Origin of the sequence: Agarivorans sp. Alg241-V36 (assembly GCF_900537085.1) — a bacterium.
Lineage (GTDB): Bacteria > Pseudomonadota > Gammaproteobacteria > Enterobacterales > Celerinatantimonadaceae > Agarivorans.
On the sequence record NZ_UNRE01000002.1, the window covers coordinates 185,452 to 198,512 of the forward strand.

The following is a 13,061-nucleotide window of genomic DNA, read 5'->3' on the forward strand; positions in this document are numbered from 1 at the left end:
TTTTTCACATCATTAGATTACTAACGCTTTAAGTAGGCTTGCAATAGTTCGCCACCGGTTGCGGCATTTAGTGGTTTGAAAATAAATCCTTGAATGCCTTGCGCTTGGCAGGCATCAACCACATTGCTATCGGTGACCGAAGAGAGCATCACAATAGGCGTTTGCTTATCAAACTGGCGCATTTGGCTTAGCGCCTTATCACCATTTAAGCGGTTCATTACCACATCCATAAACACAAACTCTGGTTTATGTTCTGTTAATGCTGCTACAGCGCTATCGCCGTCATCGGCTTCGATAACATTGTTGTAGCCTATGCCGGCAAGAATACGTTTCATGGCCTTGCGAATTAAAGGGCTGTCATCCACCGTCATGATCAGTGCATCTTTAGCCAAGGTTTCTCCACTAGTGGGCGGAGCAACAATGCAGGCGTCTGAGTTAAACACCGCTTCTTGGTAATCGTTTTGCTGGTTAAGTTTGCGAACTAGCAGATTAAAATAGTAACGGCCTACACCTTCTACATGTACCGGTACTGTTACAATTTGTTGTACGCCTTCTAAATAGCGGCTCATGTCGGCTAAATCGAGAGCCACATGCGGGCTAGCAAATTCAAACCCTAAATTGTGTTTTTGCAGAATATGAGTAGCCCGACCCACAATGGTGTTGCCCCATTCTTCAAGAGCCGCTACTAGATCTTCATCTAGGGTATCGCTGCTACTCGCTTCTCCCACTAAAGATTGTTGCACCGCTTGGCCAATGGCTACAGCTGTTTCCTGATAGTGGTGCATCAATATCACGCCATCTAGCTGGCCTTGCATATCAGAACAAACGGCATAACCTTTAAAGCGAAAGTCTTCCACTTTATCAATAAATGGTTCATCAGCACGGCCGTCTAGACCGGTCATTAGCTTAAGGCTCTGTAAAGATTCTTGGATGAAAGGATGAAGAATTATTTTATGAATGGTTTCTACTGTCATAATTTTCCTTTTAAATAGACTCAAGCTGAATTTGGTTTACTCTTCCTAGAGTATTTGTCATATCTTTGATAGCGCGAAACCACTCTAGGCAAGAAGCTATAGCGATTCAAGCAAACTGATCAAATGTGCGATCCCTGACCCGTAATGGCGAGGATTGAGTTAATGGAATACAACACAGATTAAGGAATCTCCATGCCACACTGCGTAATTGAATGTCCGGCTGATTTAGCCCGCATAGTAAATTTTGATGTATTGGTGGAAGCGGTGCACGATGCGGCCGACGCCAGTGGGCTGTTTTCTGCGGGGGATGTAAAGGCCCGTTTAGTCTTAGCCAACCATTATCGGGTAGGTGGGAAGCGAGCGCCTTATGTGCATACCGAAGTGCAGATATTAAGTGGCCGTAGTGAGTTACAAAAGAAAGCCTTAGCTAACGATATTGCTCGCGCAGTATGTGAGCTATTACCAAGGGTTGAAATGATCTCGGTTGAGGTGCGTGATATCGCGGTGCAAGCCTATGCTAATCGCGCCAGCTTAAATACCTTGAGCGAGGCGGTATAAACATCACAGCTTAGAACATCTGCAAGCAAAGTTCTGGCCTTGCGCCAGGCTTTTGATTAGGCTGAATATTCGGCAGCATTGGCTGTGAGTTGTTACTTTTATAGTAGGAGCGAAATGCTAAAGCCTAAACAACATTCAAACCTTGAATTAGCCTTAGCACGAGAGAATGCTACTAGTGCTAAGGCTAGCTATATCACTGGCATTCAACGCTTTTCTGCTAATGCCAATCACGCGCATCAGATTCAGCAAGACTGTTTAGCCATAGAAGAACCATTGCAGCTTAGTTTGCAATGGTTTTGTCAGCGTCGCCAGCAATATCAGCAACGTCCACTTAGCCTTACCATGCGCACCCCCGGTGATGATGTGGCCTTAGCCTTAGGTTTTCTGCAAAGCCAAAATATTATTGAGTCACTTAGTGATGTGCAGGATATTCGATTCGCTCAAGGCGCAACCACCAAGCAACCTTATGATTACAACCACTTAGAGCTAGAGCTGGCTCGGCATGTCCAGTTTGATTGGGCCGCGCTAGAGCGCAATTTTGCTAGCTATTCAAGCTGCGGTTTGTGTGGTGCAAGTTCGCTTAAAGCCTTGGCATTACGCCAACCCGCCGAGCTAGATATTCGCGAAGGCTGGCTGGCGGAGTCCCTTATATATCAATTACCTAGTTTGCTCCAAGAACAACAAGCCCTGTTTAAACAAAGCGGCGCGGTGCACGGCGCTGGGGTTTGGGCAAATGGCCAATACTTGAGTATTGCCGAAGATATTGGCCGACATAACGCCCTAGATAAAGTGCTAGGCCAGTTATTGTTAGCACCAAAGCAGCTGGCGCGAAGTGTGTTGGTATTAAGTGGCCGCGTGAGTTTTGAATTAATGCAAAAAGCGCTGGTGGCTAAACTGCCAGTAGTAGTGGCTGTTGGTGCGCCGTCTAGCTTGGCTTTATCGGTAGCGAAACAATTTAATATCACCCTCATTGGCTTTACTAAAAATAGTCAATTTAACGTTTATCATGCCCCGTGGCGAATAAGTAAAGAAGGTGGAAGCTTGTATGAGTCATAAACCCTATCAAGGTGCAGCAGGTGGCTGGGCTGCCTTAGCGAGCACTGCTAAGCATTTGCTAAAAAGCGAAAACGTCGCTAAAAACCTGAAAAATTTGCTCAATACCAATCAAGATCACGGCTTTGATTGTCCCGGTTGCGCTTGGGGTGAAAAGGGGCACAAAGCCACTTTTCGCTTTTGTGAAAATGGCGCTAAAGCAGTTAACTGGGAAGCTTCTTCGAAGCGAGTTGACGCCAGCTTTTTTGCTCAGCACTCGGTGCAGTGGTTGGCCAAGCAAAGCGATTATTTTTTAGAATACCAAGGGCGCTTAGCTGAGCCGGTGGTGTTTAAGCCGGGTAGCGATCATTATCAAGCCATCTCTTGGGATGATGCTTTTAAGTTGATTGCCGAACAGCTGCACCAATTAGCTAGCCCCGATCAGGCCGAGTTTTATACATCTGGGCGAGCCAGCAACGAAGCGGCATTTTTGTATCAACTGTTTGTGCGTCGTTACGGCACCAACAATTTCCCAGATTGCTCCAACATGTGCCATGAAGCGAGTGGCCACGCGCTAACGGCCAGTATTGGCATCGGTAAGGGCACAGTCACCATCGAAGATTTTGAGCTGGCCGACGCTATTTTTTTGTTTGGGCAAAACCCTGGTACTAATCACCCTCGAATGTTAGAAACTTTGGCTCACGCGACTCAGCGTGGCGCCAAGGTGTTGGCATTTAATAACCTTAAAGAACGCGGTTTAGAGCGCTTTGCGAACCCACAAAAGCCAGTAGAAATGCTGGGCGGCGCTGCTAGCCCAACAACTAGCCATTATTTTACGCCTAAACTCGGTGGAGATATGGCAGCGGTGCGTGGCATTGTGAAAATACTACTAGCCCGTCATCAGCAGGCCTTACGCCATGGTGATAGCGTATTTGATCAAGCTTTTATCGAGCAGCATTCGCAAGGCCTAGAAGCCTATTTAATAGACGTTGAGCAAACCACTTGGCAGCACATTGAGCAGCAATCAGGGCTGAGCAAAGCGCAGTTAGAAAGTGTTGCCGATATTTATCAGCAGTCGGAGCGGGTGATTATTGCCTGGGCGATGGGCATTACTCAGCATAAGCACTCGGTGGCCACCATTAATGAAATTACCAATCTGCAATTATTGTTTGGCCAAATTGGTAAGGAGGGGGCAGGGGTTTGCCCAGTGCGTGGCCACTCCAATGTACAAGGTGACCGTACCATGGGCATTAACGAAAAGCCCAGTGCAGCATTTTTGAAAAGTATTGAAGACGTATTTGGCTTTGCTCCACCAAGTAAACCTGGCCATAACGTTGTGCAGGCCATTGAGGCAATGTTAAAGGGCCAAAGTAAGGTGTTTATTGGTTTGGGCGGAAACTTAGTCGCGGCTGCCCCCGACACTCGCTTAAGTGAGCAAGCTTTGGCTAATTGTGAGCTTACCGTAAGCATCGCTACCAAACTTAATCGCACTCATGTTACACCGGGCAAATACTCGCTTATTCTGCCCTGCCTTGGAAGAACCGATGTCGATATACAAGCAGCTGGTCCTCAGCAGGTCACTGTAGAAGATTCTTTCTCTATGGTGCATGCCTCCGCCGGTTTAGTGGATGAAAGCGCCGATAACATGCGCTCTGAGCCGGCGATTATTGCTGGTATGGCTAATGCGGTATTAGGCACTTCGCCCATAGACTGGCTAGCCTGCGTGCAGGATTACGCTAATATTCGAGATTATATTGAACAGACTATTCCCGGCTTTGAGCATTTTAATCAACGTATTCAACAGCCTGGTGGATTTTATCTAGGCAATAGTGCTCGACGACGAGAGTGGAATACTGCCACTGCCAAAGCTCAATTTATTAGCCACCCCTTACCCGAAGATGTATTGCCTGCCGAAGTACGGGCGTTAAGTGACGACCGAGTATTAGTGCTGCAAACTTTGCGTTCCCACGATCAATACAACACTACCATCTATGGTTTTGAAGACCGCTACCGGGGCATCGTTAACGAACGAAAAATCCTGCTTATCAATCCAAAAGACATTCAAGCTCTAGGTTTTGAAGAAGGGGCATTGGTGGATATAGAGACGCTGTGGCCAGATAACGTAGAGCGCAAAGTTAGTGGCTTTAAGTTAATTGCTTATGAGATCCCTCAAGGCAATGCGGCTGCTTTTTTTCCTGAGGCAAACCCTCTAGTGCCGCTAGCCAGCAAGGGGGATTTTAGTGATACGCCCACCTCTAAGTCGGTCGCAATTGTGTTGAGTGCATCTAGCCAAGAGCGAATTGAGACAGCGCAAACTTAAGACTCGGCTATTAGCTTAGGGGCTTGTTCTGAGCTAATTAGTTGCTCTACTTGTTCGATGGCTAAGGGTTTAGCAAAGTAGTAGCCTTGCAGGTAATCCACTCCAAGGCTGCGTAGGATTTGCATTTGTTTTTGGGTTTCTATGCCTTCGGCTACTACCGAGTAGTTTAAGGCTCTAGCCATATGCATTACCGCGGTAATAATGGCGTAGCCGTTAGTATCGATACGCTGCACAAAAGAGCGGTCAATTTTTACCACATTCACCGCTAAATCTTGCATGATAGATAACGAGGAATAGCCGGTACCAAAATCATCAATCGATACCTTCACTCCTATGTCTTGTAGGGCTTTAATTTGTTCGGCCAATAAACCAATGTCGCTGGTAAATACCGACTCTGTCATTTCAATATGCAGTAGCTCTGGTGCTAGCTGACTGTTTTGCAATGCGGTAGAAACTATCTCTACAAAGTCATCATCTTCTAACTGAGCCACCGATACGTTAACGCAAATAGCAATGGTGTGGCGCTGCGCCCAAGTGCTGGCTGTTTGGCAGGCTTGCTCCAATACCCATTGGCCAATTCTTCGGATCAGACCATATTGCTCAGCAATGCTAATGAACTCATCGGGCGGGATCATTTCATCGTTCAAACGCCAGCGCAGCAAAGCCTCAAAGGAGACTACCTGGCAATCATTAGCATCAATAATCGGTTGGTACACTAAACTCAGCTGATGTTTATCTATAGCCTGGCTTAGGCCATCTTTTAATAGCAATTCACGATGAATCTGTTTTTCTAGTTGATCGGAGAATACGCCAACGGTAGATGGCGCTCGCTTTTTCTGCGCGTACATGGCGGTGTCGGCAAGGCGTATTAAGCTATGTTCATTTTCTGAATGTTGCGGATAAAGCGCGATGCCTACCGTGGCGCCAACCGAAAGACGATTATTAGCAAAGGTGTAAGCTGCTGATAAAGCTTGAATAATTTCATTGGAGCGGTCTTTCGCTAGTGATTCATCGCAATCTTCTATAGCAAGCAAAAACTCATCGCCACCCCAGCGGCATAACAGTTGATGGTTTTGGCAAAGATGTTTAAGGCGTTGCGCAGTATTGTTTAGCACTTGGTCACCAGTGTCATGACCAATAGCATCGTTAATCTTTTTAAAGCCATCTAGATCGATAAACAATACCGCTAATGACCGTTGATGTTGTTTGGCTTCAAGCAAACGAAGCTTTAAGTGTTGTAAAAACGCCGTGCGGTTAAACAAACCAGTGAGAGGGTCTAGGTTCGACAGCTCATAAATAGTATGAGTTCGTTGCTCTACTTTTTCTTCCATGTGGTGAACCAGCACCGCATTTTGATTTTTTAGTAACACCGCTTGGGCCGTGAACTCGGCATTTTTTTTAGCTATCACCACCATCACTATGCCAAATAATACCCCCAATATTCCGAGCATTTGGCGCTCGTAAATACCTGAGAACATTAAGCCCACTGAGGGAGGCGCGAGTAAAATAAAGGCGTAAGCCATGGCGGTGTACTTGTGCCCAGCTAGCACAGTGGCAGAGCCGCCAGCCATGGCAGAAATAATGATGATGTGGGTGCTTAAATCGATATCCCCACTCAGCGGATTAGAAATCACTTTGAGAATGTAAATCGACCACATTACCGCGGTAATGTTAGCGCCTAGTATGAAGCGCCGAGTGGCGTTTTTTCCGTTGAATGCTGTAGCTTGTTCACGGTGTTTCCATACTCGCCAATCAAGCAATCTAATTAGTAATAAACTCGTCATTACTACCCACCAGGCGTGCTTAAACTGCTGAGTGCCACTAATGTTGAAGGCAAAAACTAAAAAACTGGATGCGATGATTGAGATTACAATGCCAGAAAACGCATTGTCGTATAAGAGGTTGGCTCTATCTCTTTCATTGCACTGTTCTAATTCATTATTGTTGATAAGAGTTTCTCGTTTAAGCCTCGTTGAATGTACCAGCTCGATTGGCGGTATCTTTGCCTTTGGGTGAGCGCTAACAACTTACGCTGGTGCTTATTACTGCAGCAAAATCAGAAGAGTTAGTTGCTTGCTATAAAAGCATAGCCAAGGATCTCTAGAATCTACCAGTACACCAATGGATTTTGTTTGCAAAACATAGAGCTAGCTTACGTTTTAAAGGGTTTGTCTAATCGGTCGCGCTTAAAAGCGCGGCTAGCTTACCTGAAGCACACTGCTTATTGATCTGTAAAATCCCAAATTTTCATCACATTCGCTAAAAGCTTAAAGTCAATAAGTGGCCTGTTAGTGAACAAAAAAACATAGTGTTGGCTAGTCGATTTAGTCAACGTAGGCCAAATAGCCCTTGGCATGGGAGCATTAGTGATTGGCGTCTTGAAGACTTAGTCACGCTTTGTTGAATTGGCGCTTTACTCTGCGTTACTCGCTACATACATTGAACTAAGGAATAGTTTTTTTGAGGTTCATAGTTTTTGTGAATATTAGAAAGGTCGATTTAAACCTATTGGTTTACTTAAATGTGTTGCTAGAAGAGCGCAATGTTTCTAGAGCCGCTAGCAAGTTGGCGCTAACGCAACCTACTATGAGCAACGCACTTAAACGCCTTAGAGAGCTGTTTGATGATCCTTTGCTAGTGCGCACCGCAGAGGGCATGACGCCCACCGAAAAAGCTACAAAGTTAAAGCCAGAAATCGTTAGCTTATTGAGTATGGCGGAGAAGATCACTCAGCCAGACAAAGATTTCTCACCAGCACAAAGCAGCGTTACGTTTCGAATAATGTGTAACGACTACATAGAAGCAACCTTGTTGGCGCCTTTTATTCAGAGTGTGCTTAGAAGTGCGCCAAAAATTAACTTTGATATTTATGCACCCGGCGATATTCGTTTAGGCGATATGGAAAAGGGCCAGATAGATTTAGCCATTAATCGTTTTACTAGCTTGCCTAAAACCTTTCATCAATCAAGCATTTGGCGCGATAACTTTTGCTGCTTGGTACATAAAGACCATCCTTATGTAGAACACTTAGATTTACCTAGCTATTTAGCAGCAGAGCATGTTTGGTTAAACCGAGCTGGCTGGGGCGCAGAAACCAGTATTGGCAATCAAGCTGCTAGCCAAAAGCTGGGATGGGTAGATGAGGCTTTGGCTCAGCTAGAGCAAGTTCGTAATATTCGGGTGTATACTCGCCATTATGCGCTGGCCGGTTTATTGGTGGCTCAGCCTCAGCTAGTGGCAACCTTACCACGCCGACAAGCCATGCTTTATAAAGATAGCCCCAACTTGCGCATTGTTAGGGTGCCATTTCAAATTGTACCTATTGAGACCAAAATGATTTGGAGCCCACTGTTACAGCACTCTAAAGCCCACCAATGGTTGCGTCGCTCGCTGACCGAATTTTCTACCACGGTATTAGATCGCTAGTCATTACGATAATTACTAAGCGCTACTGTTTTTTAGCGATATTGTTGGGTTGCTGTCAGACCTTTGGCTAGTATTCGCCAGTTTACTTAAGCTTATGAACTAGCTCTCATCATCGCTTGTCTAGCTGTGGCAAGTTAAACAGCTTAAGTAAAGGAAGGCATGCTTGCTTATCGCATATATTCAAATGCTTATGCCTTGTTTTCTTTGTTAGTTCGTAGCCTAAACCTATGACTTAAGCAGTGAGATAAGATTATGCGCACCTTGACACAATGGCTCAAAGTTTTAGCTTCAAAGTATACGCTTGGCGTAGTTGTTTTGAGCTCATGCTTGTTAGCCTGTAATTCTTCGCAACATGTAAACCAAGCCACTTCATCAGATTTGGAAGTGGAGTCTCAAGCGGCTGTTTTGCTGCAGCCTGCCTTAGCTCAACGTTTAAGTGACGACATGAGCCTACCGCATCAAATGTTACCCAGTGGGGTGCCTAGCTCGTATGATTGGTCACACGTTCCTCGCATTGGCTATGGAAACTACCCAGGTGAATTTAGCGCTTTTTTAAGTTGGGGGCAGGCTTATTTGGCTGCGGGCAGTGAACCTGTTGATAATGTTCGAATTCAAATTGCGCATCTAACAAGCTATGTACTAGATAGCGAAGATAGCCTTTGGTATGTGCTGCAGTCTTCTAGCGATATTGATGGTCATTATTACCGTGAAGACTTTGTTGATGATGAAAACAAAATCGCTGACTTACGAAAAGAGGAGTTAGGTAGTTCGGTTACTGTAACCGCGGACTATAACTTTCATTTTTGGCCCAAAACTAGCGGGCGAAAAGCCATCAGTGAGTCGCGTATTGCCGGCGTTATTTCTGTGGTTGCAGCCCGTTTGGTATTAGCGGATCCCAGTGGTCCCGATAATCGCGATCAAGCTCAATACTTGATGAGTGTTGGTTCAGACTATTGGCTTGATAAACAAGCCGGATGGCAACAATGGACTACCAACGGTGATGTAGGCATTGGCAGATTTAGCTGTATTGGTAATGATTGGCAGTGGTTTACCATGCATACCTTGTCTCAGCAGCAGCTAGCAAATGTGCTACCAGTGCTGCCTAGCCTGTAAATGATGAAGTAACAATCAGTCAGCAAGTAAACCTTTCACTGTTCATTTCCTCTTTGAGCTAAACCTTCTCAATACAGGAAGTCAGAGGGTTCAAACTACTACTATTCATAAAATCTATAGTTTGTATTGAAAACTACAATTTCATTTTATTTTGGTGGCGCGCTATCTTGAAGTTGAGGCTTAGTTAAACGAACGACTTAGCCAATAAAACAATAACAAAATACCACCAGAAGGAATTTGACCATGAATACAACACAACAAAGCGGTCAAGGTTACCAACACAAAGACAACCTATTTATAGACGCTCCCCTTGCGACATTTATTGAGCAAAAACTGCTAGGCAATAATACTGCTGATGCGGCTCAATTCTTTGAAGCGCTGTCTGTCTTGGTAGAAGAATTTGGTGGAACTTACCGTAAATTAAACCAAAGCTGCCAAGAAATGGCCTGTGAGATCCACTTAAAACAGTGCCAAGCTAGTGCAGACAAGCCAAGCACAATCAACATTAGCCACGGCAGCAGCAAAGCCATTCTTGATGAGTACAGCTGTGCTATTCCAAGCTGTTTATTGGATGTGCTAACCACTACGGTAATCGCTAATAAGCAAGATATGATGCTATTGCTTAGCACCACCAATCAAGCTGAAGCAGAGTTAATGGAAGCGGTGTTTGCTCGCGCGCATTGTTTAATGGGATTTGATTCGCAACATATAGAAGTGATTCGCCCAGTAGACAATGTAGCCTGTATTGCTCAAGCTAGGGAACGTGCTGAATACCACGATACCCCAGCTATGGTGAGCCATGGTTAGAAGATAAAAAAAACGAGGCATTTGCCTCGTTTTTCTATTCACAGGGTTTTAGTAGCCCAGCAACAATGTCCAATAGATACGATAGCTACTGTTACTGTTTTCAGCACTAGCACCACCAAAATCTTTATGGTTAGAATTCATTATGTGGCGGCAGTGACCTTCACTATTTAGCCAGCCGTTCATCACATCAGCAACTGAGCCATAACCAGCGCCAATGTTTTCACCTGCCCAGTACTTGTCGTAGCCGTGCTTACGAGCTCGGTCGTTGGAATCTGAACCATCCTGACCGGTGTGCGAGAAGAAGTTATTATTGGCCATGTTGTCGGAATGCTCCTGCGCAGCCAGTTGCAAAGACTGATGAAATTGCACTGGAGTGGTAGCCGCATAATAGCTACTGCCGCAGTTGCGGCCGACGCTTCTGGCTTCATTAACTGCGGCGAGTAGTTCAGCCGAAATTGTACCTGTTTCTCCGCCATCACCAGGATTAGTAGGATCTGTTGGATCGTTAGGGTCAGTGGGTGTTTCAGCTTCTTGCCAGTCGTTTAGCTTGGCGTCATCAATGATAAACTCGGTGCCCGCACCGGGTCCGAAGAAGAATAGTTCTGCGCTTTGAATAGCACCTGTGGCTTGCACAGTGAAGTCGGCGGTTAGTTCTTGCCAGCTAGAGTTACCAGATACTTTGCCTAGCTTATACCAAGTATGGCCAGCGTCATCGAGAATCAATAAGCGTGACTCAATTACGCCAGTTCCTGAGCTCATGCGCACTTGAGCGGATAACAAGTAGCGTTGCCCAGCTTTTACCGCGTTGAACACGTCTTGCTTGGGACCGTGATACCACTGGGAACGGTTTTTACTGAGTAGTGCATAGTTGCTGTTGTAAGCGTTGGTAGTGATATTAGTGGTGGCACTGTATCCAGACTTCCAATTAGTGGTTTGGCCGCTCTCAAAGTCACCATTTTTTAGCAGGTTAGTTGCTGGCTGTGGAGGCTCACTGCCGCCGCCATTGTCACCCCCATTATCGCCACCACTTCCATCTACAGGAATGAAGCGAACTTGGTCTAGGCGGGCTCCATCTTCGCGAACGTAGAAGGTAATTGTGTTGTCACCTTGAGTTAGCTCAACCTCGAAGGTTTCCGAAATGCCGCGCGCATTTACGTCTATCTCTTGGTACTCGGCTAGATTGTGGGTATCCCATAGGTGGCGCTCACCGCCATTGATGCTAAACCAGAATGAGTCTGCGGTTGCGGTTGGCGCGTAGCTAGTGGCTTTTAAGCTGTAGAGCCCAGCACCGGTGGCATAAAAGCTTAGCTCGGCGCGGTTGGCGCTTACCGCATTGCCTTCGTAGTAGTTACCGTTTAGGGCTGAATCAATGTAGCTGCCTGCGCTAGCTACACTGTCGTTGCCTCGGCGGAAGATACCATAGAGCTGGGCATCTTCTGCTTCAATCACAATGGTGCTTGGCTCATTGCCGGTTTCGCCACCACCGTTATCTCCGCCACCATTATCTCCACCACCGTTGTCACCGTTATTACTATCGCCGATGCGAACTAAGCGGATTTGGTCCAAGCGAGCACCGTCTTCACGCGCATACACATTGATGTAATGCTCACCGCGGCTCAGGTCGACCTCAACGGTATCACTGACGTTGCGCGAGTTAATATCCATCTCATCGTAACTCGGAGTGCTTAAAGTATCCCATAAGTGCCGGGTGCCATTATCAACTTGCACCCAAAACGAATCGCTCTTGTTACTAGAAGAGTAAGCGGTACCCTTTAAACGGTAGATCCCAGATTGTTCGAGGGTAAACTTCAGCTCGGCACGGTGTGTGCTAACCGTATCGTCGTAGTAGTTGCCTTGAAAAGCTGTATCGATGTAACCCCCCGCACTTGCTGCGTTATCGGTGCCGGTTCTAAACAAACCAAACAAGCTAGCGCTTTCGGCTTCTAAGATGACATCATTATTGTTGCCGCCATTATCACCACCATTGTCTCCGCCGCCGTTATCTCCGCCGTTGTCGCCACCACCATTGTCACCGCCGTTGTTGGCAGTTGGATACCATGCCGCTAGCTGCGGAGCGACCGCATTAATCGCGTCCACCGCTTCCGCGCCATTTGCAGTGTTCTTATCTACACCACAAGGGTAGCCGCGACAAGTAGAAACGGACGCATCAGAAAACTGACGAACGCGAGTGTAGGTGCTAAAGGCTTGAGGGTAGCCCATGATAGTACTAAATGAGCGGTCAACCCCGTAGCCTGTGCCGTAGTCAAATACGCCACCTAAACTGTTTTGTTTTCGAGAATGGCCAAGGCCCATGTTGTGGCCGAGTTCATGAGCAAAAGTAAGTGAGTCACAGCCCGAGCTGCCACCAACAAAGTTGTAAGCCCAATTTTTGAAATAGCCATCAAAACGACCGTTGGAGCCGGTACCTACGTAGCCTAAACCGCAAGTACTGTTGCTGGGCATAGTGAGTAGGGTCACGATGTCGGCGCCATGCTCAGTGCGTAAATTCATTACATTCTGATCTTGGCGAAATTGGTTTAGCGCGTTGCTACTCATCGCGGTAGCACCAGCCTTGTTATACTCACTGCTATGCACCAAGCGCACTTCTATATTCATACCGCTATTTTGATAGGCAGTATTTGTGGTGCTGATTAGGTGGCTAATATAGGTGTCCATGGCACCACTTTGTTCGGCTTTTACCGCGGGTGTGTAAAGCACCATCACATCAACAGTATGCGTGGCTTGTGCAACGGCAGAGCCGAGCAAGCCAACAAGGCAAATTCCTAGCTTTGCCGTAGCTTTTTTCTTTCCTTGAAACATGTTGTGATTTC

9 protein-coding genes are annotated in these 13,061 nt (G+C 46.2%); 6 read left to right on the plus strand and 3 right to left on the minus strand.

The annotated features are described in order from the left end of the window. Positions 1–20 precede the first annotated feature (20 nt). Positions 21–974: a response regulator gene (locus G6R11_RS05305; RefSeq protein WP_163132051.1), complete on the minus strand. Its 954-nt coding sequence runs from the start codon at positions 972–974 to the stop codon at positions 21–23. A 192-nt stretch (positions 975–1,166) separates the two neighbouring features. Between G6R11_RS05305 and G6R11_RS05310 the strand changes: the two genes are divergently transcribed. From G6R11_RS05310 to G6R11_RS05320, 3 genes are all read left to right on the plus strand, one after another. Then, a complete protein-coding gene (locus G6R11_RS05310) occupies positions 1,167–1,532 on the plus strand; it encodes a 5-carboxymethyl-2-hydroxymuconate Delta-isomerase (RefSeq protein ID WP_163132052.1) in 366 nt (121 codons plus the stop codon). Positions 1,533–1,646: 114 nt separating this feature from the next. Beyond that, a complete protein-coding gene (locus G6R11_RS05315) occupies positions 1,647–2,588 on the plus strand; it encodes a formate dehydrogenase accessory sulfurtransferase FdhD (protein WP_163132053.1) in 942 nt (313 codons plus the stop codon). Continuing rightward, positions 2,578–4,884 (plus strand): FdhF/YdeP family oxidoreductase, encoded by a 2,307-nt coding sequence (locus G6R11_RS05320; RefSeq protein ID WP_163132054.1) that lies wholly within the window; start codon positions 2,578–2,580, stop codon positions 4,882–4,884. The genes G6R11_RS05315 and G6R11_RS05320 overlap by 11 nt, the downstream gene beginning before the upstream one ends. Here G6R11_RS05320 and G6R11_RS05325 read toward each other — a convergent pair. Continuing rightward, positions 4,881–6,668, minus strand: coding sequence for a bifunctional diguanylate cyclase/phosphodiesterase (locus G6R11_RS05325; protein WP_163132055.1), 1,788 nt, complete (start codon positions 6,666–6,668; stop codon positions 4,881–4,883). The genes G6R11_RS05320 and G6R11_RS05325 overlap by 4 nt on opposite strands. Positions 6,669–7,362: 694 nt before the next feature. Here G6R11_RS05325 and G6R11_RS05330 point away from each other — a divergent pair. From G6R11_RS05330 to G6R11_RS05340, 3 genes are all read left to right on the plus strand, one after another. Continuing rightward, positions 7,363–8,310 (plus strand): LysR family transcriptional regulator, encoded by a 948-nt coding sequence (locus G6R11_RS05330; protein ID WP_163132056.1) that lies wholly within the window; start codon positions 7,363–7,365, stop codon positions 8,308–8,310. Positions 8,311–8,562: 252 nt separating this feature from the next. Then, a complete protein-coding gene (locus tag G6R11_RS05335) occupies positions 8,563–9,423 on the plus strand; it encodes a hypothetical protein (RefSeq protein ID WP_163132057.1) in 861 nt (286 codons plus the stop codon). A 243-nt stretch (positions 9,424–9,666) separates the two neighbouring features. Beyond that, complete coding sequence (locus G6R11_RS05340; protein ID WP_163132058.1) at positions 9,667–10,230, plus strand: hypothetical protein; 564 nt, start codon at positions 9,667–9,669, stop codon at positions 10,228–10,230. 48 nt (positions 10,231–10,278) lie between these two features. Here the strand turns inward: G6R11_RS05340 and G6R11_RS05345 are convergent, their stop codons facing one another. Beyond that, positions 10,279–13,050 carry a carbohydrate binding domain-containing protein gene (locus tag G6R11_RS05345; RefSeq protein ID WP_163132059.1) on the minus strand — a complete coding sequence of 924 codons (2,772 nt, stop codon included), beginning with the start codon at positions 13,048–13,050 and terminating at the stop codon, positions 10,279–10,281. Positions 13,051–13,061: the final 11 nt, after the last annotated feature.

What these genes read in the sequence shown, in the direction of transcription:
- G6R11_RS05305 (WP_163132051.1), bottom strand. Translation starts at nt 974, where the DNA reads ATGACAGTAGAAACCATTCATAAAATAATTCTTCATCCTTTCATCCAA.
- G6R11_RS05310 (WP_163132052.1), top strand. Translation starts at nt 1,167, where the DNA reads ATGCCACACTGCGTAATTGAATGTCCGGCTGATTTAGCCCGCATAGTA.
- G6R11_RS05315 (WP_163132053.1), top strand. Translation starts at nt 1,647, where the DNA reads ATGCTAAAGCCTAAACAACATTCAAACCTTGAATTAGCCTTAGCACGA.
- G6R11_RS05320 (WP_163132054.1), top strand. Translation starts at nt 2,578, where the DNA reads ATGAGTCATAAACCCTATCAAGGTGCAGCAGGTGGCTGGGCTGCCTTA.
- G6R11_RS05325 (WP_163132055.1), bottom strand. Translation starts at nt 6,668, where the DNA reads ATGACGAGTTTATTACTAATTAGATTGCTTGATTGGCGAGTATGGAAA.
- G6R11_RS05335 (WP_163132057.1), top strand. Translation starts at nt 8,563, where the DNA reads ATGCGCACCTTGACACAATGGCTCAAAGTTTTAGCTTCAAAGTATACG.
- G6R11_RS05340 (WP_163132058.1), top strand. Translation starts at nt 9,667, where the DNA reads ATGAATACAACACAACAAAGCGGTCAAGGTTACCAACACAAAGACAAC.
- G6R11_RS05345 (WP_163132059.1), bottom strand. Translation starts at nt 13,050, where the DNA reads ATGTTTCAAGGAAAGAAAAAAGCTACGGCAAAGCTAGGAATTTGCCTT.